Annotated in this window: 15 protein-coding genes and 1 tRNA gene; 11 read left to right on the top strand and 5 right to left on the bottom strand. The window is 66.4% G+C overall.

Annotated elements, in window-relative coordinates; genetic code table 11:
• Positions 1 to 14: 14 nt before the first annotated feature.
• Complete coding sequence (locus ACNJ7E_RS23840) at positions 15 to 722, bottom strand: TetR family transcriptional regulator (protein WP_280782322.1); 708 nt, start codon at positions 720 to 722, stop codon at positions 15 to 17.
• A gap of 118 nt (positions 723 to 840) precedes the next feature.
• On the opposite strand from ACNJ7E_RS23840, the gene ACNJ7E_RS23835 reads away from it, so the two are divergent.
• The 4 genes from ACNJ7E_RS23835 (at position 841) to ACNJ7E_RS23820 (ending at position 3,729) form a co-directional block, all read left to right on the top strand.
• Complete coding sequence (locus ACNJ7E_RS23835; RefSeq protein ID WP_280782323.1) at positions 841 to 1,950, top strand: ferredoxin reductase; 1,110 nt, start codon at positions 841 to 843, stop codon at positions 1,948 to 1,950.
• A gap of 33 nt (positions 1,951 to 1,983) precedes the next feature.
• Positions 1,984 to 3,156: a fatty acid desaturase family protein gene (locus tag ACNJ7E_RS23830; protein WP_009474107.1), complete on the top strand. Its 1,173-nt coding sequence runs from the start codon at positions 1,984 to 1,986 to the stop codon at positions 3,154 to 3,156.
• 12 nt (positions 3,157 to 3,168) lie between these two features.
• Complete coding sequence (locus tag ACNJ7E_RS23825; protein ID WP_009474106.1) at positions 3,169 to 3,378, top strand: hypothetical protein; 210 nt, start codon at positions 3,169 to 3,171, stop codon at positions 3,376 to 3,378.
• A gap of 138 nt (positions 3,379 to 3,516) precedes the next feature.
• A complete protein-coding gene (locus ACNJ7E_RS23820; RefSeq protein ID WP_226955530.1) occupies positions 3,517 to 3,729 on the top strand; it encodes a hypothetical protein in 213 nt (70 codons plus the stop codon).
• A 57-nt stretch (positions 3,730 to 3,786) separates the two neighbouring features.
• On the opposite strand, the gene gdhA is transcribed toward ACNJ7E_RS23820, so the two are convergent.
• The gene (gdhA, locus tag ACNJ7E_RS23815) at positions 3,787 to 5,130 is read right to left on the bottom strand and encodes an NADP-specific glutamate dehydrogenase (protein ID WP_283333562.1); all 1,344 of its coding nucleotides are present in this window, start codon (positions 5,128 to 5,130) and stop codon (positions 3,787 to 3,789) included.
• A gap of 100 nt (positions 5,131 to 5,230) precedes the next feature.
• Positions 5,231 to 5,734 (bottom strand): winged helix-turn-helix transcriptional regulator, encoded by a 504-nt coding sequence (locus ACNJ7E_RS23810; RefSeq protein ID WP_283333563.1) that lies wholly within the window; start codon positions 5,732 to 5,734, stop codon positions 5,231 to 5,233.
• A gap of 87 nt (positions 5,735 to 5,821) precedes the next feature.
• Between ACNJ7E_RS23810 and ACNJ7E_RS23805 the strand changes: the two genes are divergently transcribed.
• The 3 genes from ACNJ7E_RS23805 to ACNJ7E_RS23795 all read left to right on the top strand — a co-directional run bounded on the left by ACNJ7E_RS23805 (position 5,822) and on the right by ACNJ7E_RS23795 (position 8,219).
• Positions 5,822 to 6,538 (top strand): SDR family oxidoreductase, encoded by a 717-nt coding sequence (locus ACNJ7E_RS23805; protein WP_418341107.1) that lies wholly within the window; start codon positions 5,822 to 5,824, stop codon positions 6,536 to 6,538.
• Positions 6,538 to 7,098 (top strand): PaaI family thioesterase, encoded by a 561-nt coding sequence (locus ACNJ7E_RS23800; RefSeq protein WP_280782327.1) that lies wholly within the window; start codon positions 6,538 to 6,540, stop codon positions 7,096 to 7,098. Before ACNJ7E_RS23805 ends, ACNJ7E_RS23800 begins: the two co-directional genes overlap by 1 nt.
• 296 nt (positions 7,099 to 7,394) lie before the next feature.
• Entirely contained in the window at positions 7,395 to 8,219 is an 825-nt protein-coding gene (locus tag ACNJ7E_RS23795; RefSeq protein ID WP_317567560.1) for an alpha/beta fold hydrolase, read from the top strand.
• A gap of 70 nt (positions 8,220 to 8,289) precedes the next feature.
• Here the strand turns inward: ACNJ7E_RS23795 and ACNJ7E_RS23790 are convergent.
• A tRNA-Arg gene (locus tag ACNJ7E_RS23790) sits at positions 8,290 to 8,362 on the bottom strand.
• A 57-nt stretch (positions 8,363 to 8,419) separates the two neighbouring features.
• Positions 8,420 to 8,797 carry a DUF4345 family protein gene (locus tag ACNJ7E_RS23785; protein WP_418341106.1) on the bottom strand — a complete coding sequence of 126 codons (378 nt, stop codon included), beginning with the start codon at positions 8,795 to 8,797 and terminating at the stop codon, positions 8,420 to 8,422.
• Positions 8,798 to 8,901: 104 nt separating this feature from the next.
• On the opposite strand from ACNJ7E_RS23785, the gene ACNJ7E_RS23780 reads away from it, so the two are divergent.
• The 4 genes from ACNJ7E_RS23780 (at position 8,902) to ACNJ7E_RS23765 (ending at position 13,772) form a co-directional block, all read left to right on the top strand.
• Entirely contained in the window at positions 8,902 to 10,932 is a 2,031-nt protein-coding gene (locus ACNJ7E_RS23780; protein WP_280782330.1) for a bifunctional copper resistance protein CopD/cytochrome c oxidase assembly protein, read from the top strand.
• A gap of 169 nt (positions 10,933 to 11,101) precedes the next feature.
• Positions 11,102 to 11,530 (top strand): single-stranded DNA-binding protein, encoded by a 429-nt coding sequence (locus ACNJ7E_RS23775; RefSeq protein ID WP_280782331.1) that lies wholly within the window; start codon positions 11,102 to 11,104, stop codon positions 11,528 to 11,530.
• 133 nt (positions 11,531 to 11,663) lie between these two features.
• Complete coding sequence (ettA, locus tag ACNJ7E_RS23770) at positions 11,664 to 13,343, top strand: energy-dependent translational throttle protein EttA (RefSeq protein WP_005248242.1); 1,680 nt, start codon at positions 11,664 to 11,666, stop codon at positions 13,341 to 13,343.
• Positions 13,344 to 13,346: 3 nt separating this feature from the next.
• Positions 13,347 to 13,772 carry an acyl-CoA thioesterase gene (locus ACNJ7E_RS23765; RefSeq protein ID WP_280782332.1) on the top strand — a complete coding sequence of 142 codons (426 nt, stop codon included), beginning with the start codon at positions 13,347 to 13,349 and terminating at the stop codon, positions 13,770 to 13,772.
• The last annotated feature ends 3 nt before the right edge of the window (positions 13,773 to 13,775 follow it).

Genomic DNA, 13,775 nt, shown 5'->3' with positions numbered 1-13,775 from the left:
CGGCGAGAGCGCCACTACTTCGCGGGATTCCACCCGCTCATGCCGAGCATGATCAGGCGCAGTTGCCGTTCGGCACGCGCGACCACTTCGGCCTCACTTCGGCTTCCGGGACGATCGGCCTCGAGCAGATCGACGACGACGGCGAACATGGTGGACACGATCAGGTCGGCCGCCATCTCCAGGTCGTCGTGGTCCCAGGACTGCAGACCGTCGATGCGGGACAGGTCAACCGTGAGTTCGCTGACGAACAGCTTCATCTCGGTCGCGATCGCCCGGCGAATTTCCGGGACGCCCCCGTAGCGTTCGCGGCTGAGGAACCGGAACTGCGCCTCGTGGGTGCGGACCTGCCGCACGAGGATGTCGAGGGATGCGCCTGCGCTCTTGGTGCTCGGGGTGCGGCGGGCGTCGCGGAGCATCTGCCGCAGAATTCGCATGCCCTCCTCGACGAGCACCACGCCGAGCTCCTCGATGGACGCGAAGTGGCGGTAGAACGCGGTGGGCACGATTCCCGCGGTGCGGGCGATCTCGCGCAGGCTCACGCCGGCGAAACTACGGTCCGCCATGAGTTCGAGTGTGCCGTCGAGAAGGGCCTTCCTCGTGCGCTCCTTGCGGGCTGCCCTGCTCTCCGGTTCGGCGCCGGTCGACTGACTCACGGCAGTGAGTGTATTCGTGGCGGTGCCGACACCCGTCATCTCCGGGTACTCGTACTCGTCATCCGGCATGCGTATCCGATCGCTGTCTGGGGTGTGCGTGCGGTCACATTTCGATTGACAAGTTCCTGTCTCTCTCTGTCACACTATTGTCAGTGTACAACCGTGCACTCAAATGGAGGAGGCTGACGTGTCAGTTGCCCACACCAGTCGTCCGGCGGAGGGACGCAGGTTCTCGCTGCTGTCGTTGTTCGAGGCGATGGCCACTCCGCACCAGCTCGACCGCTACCTCGAACTGGTCACTCCCATGGTCACCGTGCGCGACCTGCGAGCCGAAGTGGTCGAGGTCCGGCGGTCCACCGCCGACACCGTCACCCTCACGCTGCGTCCCACCCGTCAGTGGCGGGGATTCCGTGCGGGGCAGTTCGTGCAGGTGGGCGTCGTGATCGACGGGGTTCGGCACACCCGGTGCTACTCACCGGCCAATGCACAGGCGTCCACCGACGGGTTCGTCGAGCTGACGATCAAGGCGCACCCCGAGGGTCTGGTCTCGCAGTACCTGCACGCGCACGCGCACCCCGGTCTGGTGCTCGACCTGTCTCAGGCGGCGGGCGAATTCACCCTCCCGTCTCCGCGCCCTCGCCGGCTCCTGCTGGTGAGCGGAGGCAGCGGAATCACCCCCGTTCTGTCGATGCTGCGCACGCTCGTCGACGAGCAGCACTTCGGAAGCATCACTTTTCTGCACTACGCGTACACCGAGAACGACGTCGCGTACCTCGACGAGTTGCGCGCACTCGCGGACGCGAACGCCAACGTCTCCCTCGTGTTGGCGTACACCGATCAGGAGGCCGGCGGCCATCTCCACGGGTTCTTCGGTCAGGAGCACCTCGACGCGGTGGCGCCCTGGTACGCGGACGCCGAAACCTTCCTGTGCGGCCCGCCCGGACTGATGCGTGGCGTTCGGGAGGTGTATCGCGAACTCGGCATCGAGGACCGTCTGCATACCGAGGAATTCGCTCCCGCCGCAGCCCCGGCGGAGGGCGAGGCCGGTGGCGAGGTGTCCTTCACCGCCAGCGGTGTCACCGCGGACAATTCCGGCGCCACGCTGCTCGAACAGGCGGAGGCCGCCGGGCTCCATCCCGAGTACGGGTGCCGGATGGGCATCTGCTTCTCCTGCACGACGGTGAAGAAGTCGGGGTGCACCAAGAACGTCCGCACCGGCGACACCGACACCGACCCGGACAAGGCGATCCAGCTGTGCGTCTCGGTTCCGGTGGGCGACGTCGCCCTCGACATCTGACTTTCACAAGACATTCAACGCTTGGAGACCGACATGTTTGGACTCTCACTCTCGTTCCTCCCGTTCGTCGACGGCTCCGACGGTTCCCGCAACGACGCCCCGGTGGTGCTCAGTCACGACCAGGTCGAAGAGATCGGCCGGGAACTGGACGCCCTCCGCGACCGGACAGTTGCGGACCTCGGCGCCGAGGACCGCGAATACATCTACAAGATCATCAAGGCGCAGAGGGGATTCGAGGTCGCCGGTCGCGGGCTGATGTATCTCGGTTTCTTCCCGCCGGCCTGGATCGCCGGGGTCGGTGCTCTCGGTGTGTCGAAGATCCTCGACAACATGGAGATCGGCCACAACGTCATGCACGGCCAGTACGACTGGATGCGTGAACCGGGCCTGAACTCCCGCGTGTTCGAGTGGGACACCGTCTGCCCGGCCGATCAGTGGAAACATTCCCACAACTACATGCACCACACGTACACCAACATCCTCGGCCGGGACCGGGACATCGGCTACGGCATCCTCCGGATCGACGAGGCGCAGAAGTGGAACCCCTACTATCTGGGGAACCCGGTCTACGCCTTCTTCCTGATGATGCTGTTCGAGTGGGGCGTCATGATGCACGACCTGGAAGCGGAGAACGTGATCCAGGGCAAGCGGAAGTGGCACGACGTCAAGCCGCTGCTGAAGGGCTGGTGGCGCAAGGCCGGTCGGCAGGTACTCAAGGACTACGTGATCTTCCCGGCGCTCACCGGGCCACTGTTCGTCCCCACACTGCTCGGCAACGTGACCGCCAACCTGATCCGCAACGTGTGGGCGTACTCCATCATCTTCTGCGGCCATTTCCCCACCGGCGTGCAGAGTTTCACCGAGGACGAGACCGCGGAGGAAACTCGCGGCGAGTGGTACGTCCGGCAGATGCTCGGAAGCGCGAACATCGAGGGGAGCCCGCTGTTCCACATCATGTCGGGCAACCTGTCGCACCAGATCGAGCACCACCTGTTCCCGGACCTGCCCGCCCACCGGTACCCGGAGATGGCGCCCGTCGTGAAGGCGCTGTGCGAGAAGCACGGGCTGCCCTACAACACCGGTGGCTTCTTCAAGCAGATCGGCTCCGTGTGGGGGAAGATCTTCAAGTTCGCGCTGCCGCCCGGTCTCGTCTCGTCCGACACCCCTCCCGGTGTTATCGTCGAGCGGCAGAAGACTGCAGCCTGAGAGGCGAAAAACATGGTGGGGAAGTTCGAGCGGCGCAAGGACACCGTGCAGGAACTGACGGAGTCCGCGGCAACGCACGTGGGCCAGATCGCGACGATCATCGCGGGCGCCGTCCGGGACGTCACCCGGGAGATCGGTGACTGGGTGTCCGACGGCATCGAGATGCGCGAGGCCGCGAAGAAGGCCCGTGACGACGAGGGCGAGGCCGAACCGGTCGACTGAGTAAGCCGACCGGGCGTTTCGCCCAGGGTAGAGATCCGGCCGCCGAGGGTGCGTTCATTGCACCCTCGGCGGCCTTTCTGCGGACAGGGCTCCGGTCAATGCTGGGTGCAGCACGAAACCGCCCGCCGAGAGGAACCCATGTCCCCCATCACAATCTCCACCACAGCGCGTATCGCGCTCGCCGGCTTTGCAGCCCTTGCCATTTCGCTGACCGGTGCCGCCGGCATGGCGTCGGCCAAGCCGATCTGCGAGACCGGCTGTTCGCAGCCGCTGCCCACCAAGAACCCCCGGCCCGACGTCAAGCAGATGTGCTGGGTCGAATGGGGGCAGACACAGTGTCAGGTGAGCTGACACGTTCGCGCCTCGAACGGGGCGCGGCCGGCGACGGCCGCGCCCCTGTTCGTTCTGCTAGATGACGCCGAGCGAGATCATGGCGTCGGCCACCTTCACGAAACCGGCGATGTTCGCGCCGTGCACGTAGTCGCCCGGCATGCCGTACTCGGCGGCCGTGGCCACGGTGCGTTCGTGGATGCCGCGCATGATTCCGGCCAACCGCTCGTCCGTGTATTCGAAGCCCCACGAGTCGCGGGATGCGTTCTGCTGCATCTCGAGTGCCGACGTGGCGACGCCGCCCGCGTTGGCCGCCTTGCCCGGGGCGAACGCCACCGCGGCATCGCGGAACACCTGGACGCCCTGCGGGGTCGTGGGCATGTTCGCGCCCTCGGCCACCGCCTGCACGCCGTTCGCCACCAGCGTCTTGGCGGCCGCTTCGTCGAGTTCGTTCTGGGTGGCGCAGGGGAGCGCGACGTCGCACGGCACGTCCCAGATGGATCCGTTCGGCACGAACCGGGCATGCGGCACCGTGTCCGCGTACTCACCGATCCGTCCGCGCCGTACCTCCTTGATCTCCTTCAGGAGCTCGAGGTCGATGCCCTTCTCGTCGACGACGTATCCGGAAGAATCGGAGCTCGCAATCGCGATTCCGCCGAGTTGGTGCACCTTCTCGATCGCATAGATCGCGACGTTTCCGGAACCGGAGACGACGACGGTCTTGCCGCCCAGTGAGCTGTTCGCGGCTTTCAGCATCTCGGCGACGAAGTAGGCGACGCCGTACCCGGTCGCCTCGCGACGCACCTGCGAGCCGCCCCAGGTGAGGCCCTTACCGGTGAGGACCCCCGACTCGTAGGAGTTGGTGAGGCGCTTGTACTGGCCGAACAGGTAGCCGATCTCGCGGCCGCCGACGCCGATGTCACCTGCCGGGACATCGGTGTACTCGCCGATGTGGCGATGCAGTTCGGTCATGAACGACTGGCAGAACCGCATGATCTCGGCCTCCGAGCGACCCTTGGGGTCGAAGTCGGAACCACCCTTGCCGCCGCCGATCGGAAGTCCGGTGAGGGCGTTCTTGAAGATCTGCTCGAAGCCGAGGAATTTCACGATTCCCAGGTTCACGCTGGGGTGAAACCGCAGGCCGCCTTTGTAGGGGCCGAGCACACTGTTGTACTGCACGCGGAAACCGCGGTTGACGTGCACGTTGCCGGAGTCGTCGACCCACGGCACCCGGAAGATGATCTGCCGCTCGGGCTCGCACAGCCGCTCGATCAATCCGGAGTCGGCGTAGTGGGGGTGGTGGTCGAGCACGACCTGCAGCGACTCGAAGACCTCGGCGGCTGCCTGGTGGAACTCGGGTTCGCCGGCGTTCCGCAGGCGGACCTGCTCGTAGATCTCTGCTACCTGGTCGCGCGTTGACACAGACCCACCTGCCTGACGTGTGAGGAATTCGTTACCTGACGTTTACTTTGGAAACTATAGACCTGATGTCGGGTGTCCTGTATTGGGCCGGGCGGAAAGGTTAGGGCTTCCGCAGTGGTGTGCGGGAATGCATTGCGACAGAGGTGTTCTCGACTGCCTCGCCGCAGTGCGCGCAGCGGTGTTCCAGCTCCAGTGAGTGCCCGCATTCGTGCACGAGCACCGACGGGGCCTCGTCGACGGCCCACTTGCTGCCCCATTGGAACAACGAGAGCAGCAGCGGTCGCAGGTCCTCGCCCGCCGCGGTGAGGTGGTACTCGAAGCGGGGAGGGTGCTCGGAGTACTGCCTGCGTTCGATGACGCCGACCTCCTCGAGCTTGCGCAGTCGCGCGGTGAGGATGTCGCGCGAGACGCCGATGTACCCGGCAATCCGGTCGAAGCGGTGCACCCCGTAGCTCAGTTCGCGGATCACCAGCATGGACCAGCGGTCGCCGATCAGTTCCATGGTGGCGGCGATCGCGCAGGGTCTCGGCGCCAGTGGCATGCGGTCCATGACGATCTCGGGTGTCGCTCGCTCGGTGTCGCCGTTGGTCATGCCCTCCATCATAGAGGGTTGTGTTTTCCAACTAATAGGGATTACTGTCGTGACCGTAGTTAGTTGGAAAAGCAGACTTACTCATTCGAAGGGGTCGTCATGACCACGATTCAAGATCGAACGGTGCTGGTCACCGGAGCCGGCCGCGGACTCGGGCGTGCCTTCGTCGCCGAGGCGCTCGCGCGAGGAGCGCGCACGGTCTATGCGTCGGCGCGTGACACGTCGACGATCGAGGAGCATCCGCGGGTCGTGCCCGTCGAGCTGGACGTCACGAACCCCGAATCGGTCTACGCCGCCGCGGAGCACGTGGGGGACCTCGGCGTCCTGATCAACAACGCCGGCATCCTCATCGGCGAGTCGCCGCTCACGGGTGATCTCGACGGAATGCGCCGCGAACTCGAAACCAACCTCTACGGGCCGCTCAACGTCACTCGCGTGCTCGCACCGATCATCGCCGCCAATGGGGGCGGCGCGATCCTCAACGTGCACTCCGTCCTGTCCTGGCTGGCCGTCGGCGGCTCGTACAGCGTCTCGAAAGCCGCCCTGTGGAGTGCCACCAACGCGATGCGTGCCGAACTCGCGGCGCAGAACATCCAGGTGGTCGGGCTGCACCTCGGGTACATGGACACCGATATGACGAGCGGACTGGACGTGCCGAAGATCTCCGCGGCCGAGGTCGCGCGACTGGCCTTCGACGGCATCGAGTCCGGCGCCAACGAAGTCCTCGCGGACGACACCTCCCGCACCGTCAAGGCGGCACTGTCGGGTGACCTCGACGTCCTCTATCCGCAACCGGCGCGGCAGGGGGCGGCATAGTGAGCGAGTCCGGAAACGGCGCGGTGTCGACCGTCGAGGGCGTGGCGGACGCGGAGTGGGGAGAGGTGCGATCGAGGACCGTCGAATGGCGCGACCCGGCGGGTCCGGCGCGGAAAGCGCGAGAACTCGACGGCCTCGGCTACCTGCGGGCGATCCTCGGTGGCGAGATTCCCGCACCCCCGATCGCGAGCCTGATGAACCTGCGGTTCCTCGAGGCCGAACCCGGAAGGGTCGTCTTCGCGCTGGACCCCGACGAGTCGCAGTACAACCCGATCGGCGCCATCCACGGGGGCGCCGTGTGCACCCTGCTCGATTCGGTCGCCGGATGCGCCGTGCACACCACGTTGCCCGCGGGGTGGGGCTACACGTCGGTCGAGATCAAGGTCAACTACATCCGCGGGGCGACCCGGGACTCGGGGGCCCTCACGGCCACCGGCGTCGTGAAGAAGTCGGGTCGCCGCATCGCGTTCGCGGAAGGGGAGGTCACGGACTCGCAGGGCCGCCTCGTCGCCACCGCGAGCAGCACCCTGCTGGTGTTCGAGGTTCCGCCGGAGAGCTGACACCGGATGCGCGAGTAACGGCAGCTGAACGCGGGAAACCCGCCACTCGCGGAGGATGGTGGCGGGTCCCGGTGCACCCTTGCCCCGTCGGGTTGGGGCGATGCGCGAACAAGACTAATTGGTCGGTTTGTTACGCGCGAGTACGGAACTCCGGGTACGGACGACGGGCGCAATACCTATCGGACGGTCGTACAGGATGCTGCGGTCGAAGCCGCCCTGCGACGTACCGAAGTTTGATGTACTGAAATTGCGTCCACATCGGCGTCATCCCCAGAGCGGTCAAGGAAGGCAACCACATGGGCACGATCACTACCCAGGATGGCACGGAGATCTTCTACAAGGACTGGGGAACCGGTCAACCCATCGTGTTCAGCCACGGCTGGCCGCTGTCGGCCGACGACTGGGACACACAGATGCTGTTCTTCCTCCAGCACGGCTATCGCGTCATCGCCCACGATCGGCGCGGTCACGGACGCTCGACACAGACCGGCGACGGCCACGACATGGACCACTACGCCGACGACCTCGCGGAGCTGACCGCGCATCTCGACCTGCAGGACGCCATCCACGTCGGCCATTCGACGGGCGGCGGCGAGGTGGTGCACTATCTCGCGCGGCACGGCGAGAGCCGGGTGTCGAAGGCCGCACTGATCAGCGCGGTACCGCCGCTGATGGTGAAGACGGAGGCGAACCCGGGCGGCCTTCCCAAGGATGTGTTCGACGACCTGCAGGCACAGCTCGCCGCCAATCGTTCGAAGTTCTATCGCGACCTGCCGTCGGGCCCGTTCTACGGATTCAACCGACCGGGCGTGGAATCCTCGGAGGCGATAATCGAGAACTGGTGGCGCCAGGGGATGATGGGCGGGGCCAAAGCTCACTACGACGGTATCGTCGCCTTCTCGCAGACCGATTTCACCGAGGACCTGAAGAAGATCACGGTGCCGGTGCTGGTGATGCACAGCGAAGACGACCAGATCGTCCCCTACGCCGACGCGGGACCACTGTCCGCGAAGCTTCTCGCGAACGGCACGCTGAAGACGTACAAGGACTTCCCGCACGGCATGCCCACCACGCAGGCGGAGACGATCAACGCCGACCTGCTGGCGTTCCTGAAGGACTGACGCGAAACCCCCGATCCCTGTTCGTCCAGGTGGTCGGGGGTTTTCGTCTGTCGGTGCTCCGTCGGATGAGTGCCCCCGGCAGGATTCGAACCTGCGACCAAGAGATTAGAAGGCTCTTGCTCTATCCCCTGAGCTACGGAGGCGCGCAGCAAATATTACCTGCCGTCCCGAGCGCTCCGACCGGGGCTGGGGTGTCCGGGTCACGAGCCCACGGCGGCCGCGGAGAGCAGAAGTCCCGACAGAACGAGCTCGACCACGAAGTAGAACCACACGGGGTAGAAGCGGGTCGGCCGGTCGGCGACGGCCGACACTATCCGGCCGAAGGCCATCCCCAGCAGGGCGACGGCCACGGTCACCGAGGCGACGGATCGGATGCCGTACGCGTCGAAAGCCGCGAAGAACAGCAGGGCCGCCACCGCGACACCGAAGCCGCCGTAGACCGCGCGCACCTCGGCGCGGGAGATCGCCGAATCCGCGGACAGGGCGAACGGGGCGACCAGCCGGGCAGGCGCGGCGAGCCCGTACACACCCATGCCCGCGAAGAACAGCGCCACCGCGATGATCAGAAACTCAGCCATCTCATACTCTCGCTCCCTCGGGACACGTCCCTGTCGACGGTAACCGGAGCGGCGACGGAACCCTCGCGTCTCCGACGGCCTGTCGTAGGTCCTACCCTTGATGTATGGCTACACCCCAGCTCGCGGCGTCCGACCCGGCATCGAAACCCCCGAATCGCGCCGATTCGACCGCCCTGTTCGTCGTCGGCGGACTCATCGCCGGTCTGGTAGCGGCAATCGTCGTCGGACTTTCCGCTGCTCAGGCGCTCGTGCTGCTGGGAATTCCGGATCCCGGCCCGATCACCACCTACGGACTGCCCGCGATGCGGGCTGTGTCGGAGATCGCTGCCGTCATCGCCATCGGATCGCTGCTGCTCGCGGCGTTCTTCGTGCCGCCGCAGAAGTCCGGTGTCCTGGACGTGGACGGCTACCGTGCGGTCCGGACGGCGTCGTACGCCGCGATCGTGTGGGCCGCGACCGCCCTCGTCCTGGTCCCGCTGACGTTGTCGGACACCTCCGGGCAACCCTTCGCCGAGGCGGTCGAACCGGCCAACATCTTCAATTCGATCGATCAGGTCGAACTCGCCGGCGCCTGGCGCTGGACCGCGATCATCGCGATCGTCCTCGCGATCGCATCCCGGCTCGTGCTGCGCTGGTGGTGGACGCCGATCCTTCTGGTCGTCGGCATCCTCGGGCTGATGCCGCTCGCGTTGACGGGGCACTCGTCGTCGGGCGGTTCGCACGACATGGCGACGAACAGTCTGATCCTGCACCTCGTCGCGGCCTCGCTGTGGGCGGGTGGCCTGTTCGCTCTCCTCGCCCATGCCCGCAGGCGCGGCGCCTACACCGACGTGGCGGCGCGCCGGTTCTCTGCGGTCGCGACGGTCTGCTTCGTCGTCATGGCGGTCAGTGGTGTGGTGAACGCGCTCGTACGCGTCCAGATCGGTGACCTCGTCGACACGACATACGGACGCCTGGTGGTCGCGAAGATCGTGGCGCTCGTCATCCTGGGGGTCTTCGGTTGGGCGCAGCGTCGACGCGCCCTGCCCGCGCTTCAGAAGGATCCGGCCAGCCGCGGCAATCTGATCCGGTTCGCCGGCGCGGAGGTCATGGTGTTCGCCGCCACGATCGGTCTCGCCGTCGGGCTCGGCCGCACGCCCCCGCCCCCTCCGACCGCGGCGCCCACCCTCACGGAGGTGGAACTCGGTTACAACCTGGCGGGGCCGCCGACGTTCGCCAGGCTGATGCTGGACTGGCGATTCGACCTCCTCTACGGCACCGCTGCGATCGTGCTGGCCGTCGTCTACGCGCTCGGATTGCGCAAACTCCGGCGTCGCGGCGACAGCTGGCCCGTCGGCCGGACCGTCGCGTGGATGTGCGGATGCGTGGTGCTCCTCGTGGCGACGTCGTCGGGTGTCGGGCGTTATTCACCGGCCGTGTTCAGCGTGCACATGGGCGCGCACATGGCGCTGTCGATGCTGACCCCGGTCCTGCTGGTGCTCGGTGCGCCGATCACCCTCGCCCTGCGTGCCCTCGATCCGGCGGGCAAGAACGGTGTGCCGGGCCTGCGCGAGTGGATCCTGACGGCGCTGCACAGCCCGTTCTCCCGGTTCATCACCCATCCCGTCGTCGCGGCGGTGCTGTTCGTGGGCGGGTTCTACGCCCTGTACCTCGGCGGGATCTTCGAGGCCGCCGTCGACTCGCACTCCGCGCACGTCCTGATGAACCTGCACTTCCTGCTGAGCGGCTACCTCTTCTACTGGGTCGCCATCGGCGTCGACCCGTCGCCGCGCAAACTGCAGCCGGTGACGAAGCTCGCGATGGTGTTCGGCTCGCTGCCGTTCCACGCGTTCTTCGGTGTGGCGCTGATGAGCATGGGTGCGGTGATGGGCGAGTGGTACTACCGGTCGCTCGGACTGGGCTGGAACGCCGACCTGGTGGGTGACCAGCAACTGGGTGGCAGCATCGCGTGGGCGACCGGCGAGATCCCGCTGGTGCTGGTGATGATGGCGCTGCTCATCCAGTGGTCCCGCAGCGACGGCCGCACCGCACGGCGGGTCGACCGGGCTGCCGACCGCGACGACGACGCCGACCTGGCAGCGCACAATGCGATGTTCGCGGAACTGGCGCGACGGGACCGAGAAGCCGGGCACTGACCGCTAGCACGGGGTGCCGACACGTTCGGAGGCTCGGCGGCCGTGCCGGCCGTTCTCTCCACAAGCGCTCTATTTCTCCACAGATTTCGGATGCCGTCCGGCAATCTCCCATCCGGACGGCACGCTGTGAGTGACGGCACCTTGCCGCACTCACAGGGGGTAGAGCGAAATGTACGAAACACACGGCACCGTGGTCGGAACGGTCATCACCAGCCCGGTCACCCGGTCGAACGCGGCCGGTGACGAGTTCCTCAATTTCCGGATGGCGAGCACGGTCCGGCGCCGCGATCACACGACGGGCGAGTGGCGCGACGGGAGCACGCTCTACCTCACGGTGACCTGCAGGCGGCGACTGATGGCCGGCGTCGTCCAATCGATCGCGAAGGGGGATCCGGTCATCGTGACCGGCGAGTTGCGCACCACGGAGTACACGACGCGGGACGGCATCGCCCGCTCCGACCTGGAGCTGAGCGCGACCGCGATCGGACCGGATCTCGCCCGCTGCACGGTCGTCCTCGAGCGCGCGCCCAGAACCGCGGACGGGGGTGCGGCGACCCCGGCGACGGAACAGGTCGCCACTCGGTCCCTCGTCGCGTAGCGCACCAGCGGGTATCGGCGCCGACCCCGTGCCCGCGGCGCCGGTGCCCGCGGCTTCTTCCTGCGAAGCCCCCGATCACGTCCCCGACCCTCCGCGATGTGGGTTCATCGCACTTCACCATTAGGCTGGCCCCATGGCTGAGTTCATTTACACGATGAAGAAGGTGCGCAAGGCGCACGGTGACAAGGTCATCCTCGATGACGTCACGATGAGCTTCTACCCCGGCGCCAAGATCGGTGTGGTCGGCCCGAACGGCGCGGGTAAGTCCAGCATCCTCAAGATCATGGCGGGGCTGGATCAGCCGGGCAACGGTGAAGCGTTCATCGCTCCGGGTGCCACCGTCGGGATCCTCATGCAGGAACCGCACTTGGACGAGACCAAGACCGTTCGCGAGAACGTCGAAGAGGGCCTCGGTGAAACCATGGTCCAGCTCAAGCGGTACAACGAGATCGCCGAGCTGATGGCCACCGACTACTCCGACGAGCTGATGGAGGAGATGGGCGAGCTCCAGGAGAAGCTCGACCATGCCGACGCGTGGGAGATCGATTCCCAGCTCGAGCAGGCGATGGACGCTCTGCGCTGTCCGCCGCCGGAGGAGATGGTCACTCACCTCTCCGGTGGTGAGAAGCGCCGCGTCGCCCTCTGCAAGCTCCTGCTCAGCAAGCCCGACCTGCTGCTGCTCGACGAGCCGACCAACCACCTCGACGCGGAGAGCGTCCTGTGGCTGGAGCAGCACCTGGCCGCCTACCCGGGCGCGATCCTGGCCGTCACCCACGACCGGTACTTCCTCGACCACGTCGCCCAGTGGATCTGTGAGGTCGACCGCGGCCGCCTGTACCCCTACGAGGGCAACTACTCCACCTACCTGGAGCAGAAGGCCGCCAGGCTCGAGGTCGCGGGCAAGAAGGACCAGAAGCTGCAGAAGCGCCTCAAGGAGGAGCTGGCCTGGGTCCGCTCGGGAGCGAAGGCCCGTCAGGCCAAGAACAAGGCCCGCCTCGACCGCTACGAGGAGATGGCCAACGAAGCCGAGAAGACCCGCAAGCTGGACTTCGACGAGATCCAGATCCCGGCGCCGCCGCGTCTCGGCGACGTCGTGGTCGAGGTTTCGAGCCTCGACAAGGGCTTCGACGGCCGGGTTCTGATCAAGGACCTGTCGTTCACCCTGCCGCGTAACGGCATCGTCGGCGTGATCGGCCCCAACGGTGTCGGTAAGACGACGCTGTTCAAGACCATCGTCGGGCTCGAGGAGCCGGACGCCGGTGAGGTGAAGATCGGTCAGACCGTCAAGCTCAGCTACGTCGACCAGAACCGTACGGGCATCAACCCCGACAAGACGGTGTGGGAGGTCGTGTCCGACGGTCTCGATCACATCGTGGTCGGCCAGACGGAGATGCCGTCGCGCGCGTACATCAGCTCGTTCGGGTTCAAGGGCCACGATCAGCAGAAGCCGGCGGGCGTTCTCTCCGGTGGTGAGCGCAACCGCCTGAACCTCGCGATGACTCTCAAGCAGGGCGGAAACCTGATCCTGCTCGACGAACCGACCAACGACCTCGACGTCGAGACCCTCGGTTCGCTGGAGAACGCCCTCGAGCAGTTCCCCGGCTGCGCCGTCGTGATCTCCCACGACCGCTGGTTCCTCGACCGCACCTGCACGCACATCCTCGCGTGGGAGGGCGGCTTCGGCGACAACGAAGCCGCCTGGTACTGGTACGAGGGCAACTTCGAGGGTTACGAGGCCAACAAGGTCGAGCGGCTCGGACCGGACGCGGCGCGTCCGCACCGGGTGACGCACCGCAAGCTCACGAGGGACTGACCCTTGGTGGAGTCGAAGGTCTTCACGTACGAGATCCAGGTCCGGTGGGGTGACTCCGACCGGCTGGGTCACGTCAACAACACCCGCTTCGTCGAGTACATGCAGGAAGCACGTGTGCATTTCCTGTCGTCGGAGCTGGAGTCGGTGGGTGCCCGGGCGGGCGCCACGGTGGTGCGCAAGATGGACGTGGAATTCCTGCGTCCCGTCACCGATGCCTCCGGTCCGCTGACGATCGACGTGTCGGTGCTCCATGTCGGCACTTCGTCGTACACGATCCGGCACGTCGTCACGAACCGCGACGGGGTTCGCTGCGCGACGGGCGACGCCCTGATGGTGGCGTTCGACGCGAAGGCCGAACGTTCGCGTCCGCTCTCCGAGGCGGAACGGGACGCGCTCGAGCGGTACCTCGCGCCGGTGACCACCGGCTGACGG

The organism is Rhodococcus mengyinensis (assembly GCF_048381435.1).
GTDB classification, from domain to species: Bacteria; Actinomycetota; Actinomycetes; order Mycobacteriales; family Mycobacteriaceae; genus Rhodococcus_F; species Rhodococcus_F opacus_D.
The sequence above is the reverse complement of the archived record's forward strand: the minus strand, read 5'-3'. Positions and strand labels throughout refer to the sequence as shown.

Coding starts and splice junctions, on each gene's coding strand:
- ACNJ7E_RS23840 (WP_280782322.1), bottom strand. CDS start 722: ATGCCGGATGACGAGTACGAGTACCCGGAGATGACGGGTGTCGGCACC.
- ACNJ7E_RS23830 (WP_009474107.1), top strand. CDS start 1,984: ATGTTTGGACTCTCACTCTCGTTCCTCCCGTTCGTCGACGGCTCCGAC.
- ACNJ7E_RS23825 (WP_009474106.1), top strand. CDS start 3,169: ATGGTGGGGAAGTTCGAGCGGCGCAAGGACACCGTGCAGGAACTGACG.
- ACNJ7E_RS23820 (WP_226955530.1), top strand. CDS start 3,517: ATGTCCCCCATCACAATCTCCACCACAGCGCGTATCGCGCTCGCCGGC.
- ACNJ7E_RS23810 (WP_283333563.1), bottom strand. CDS start 5,734: ATGATGGAGGGCATGACCAACGGCGACACCGAGCGAGCGACACCCGAG.
- ACNJ7E_RS23805 (WP_418341107.1), top strand. CDS start 5,822: ATGACCACGATTCAAGATCGAACGGTGCTGGTCACCGGAGCCGGCCGC.
- ACNJ7E_RS23795 (WP_317567560.1), top strand. CDS start 7,395: ATGGGCACGATCACTACCCAGGATGGCACGGAGATCTTCTACAAGGAC.
- ACNJ7E_RS23785 (WP_418341106.1), bottom strand. CDS start 8,797: ATGGCTGAGTTTCTGATCATCGCGGTGGCGCTGTTCTTCGCGGGCATG.
- ACNJ7E_RS23780 (WP_280782330.1), top strand. CDS start 8,902: ATGGCTACACCCCAGCTCGCGGCGTCCGACCCGGCATCGAAACCCCCG.
- ACNJ7E_RS23775 (WP_280782331.1), top strand. CDS start 11,102: ATGTACGAAACACACGGCACCGTGGTCGGAACGGTCATCACCAGCCCG.
- ettA (WP_005248242.1), top strand. CDS start 11,664: ATGGCTGAGTTCATTTACACGATGAAGAAGGTGCGCAAGGCGCACGGT.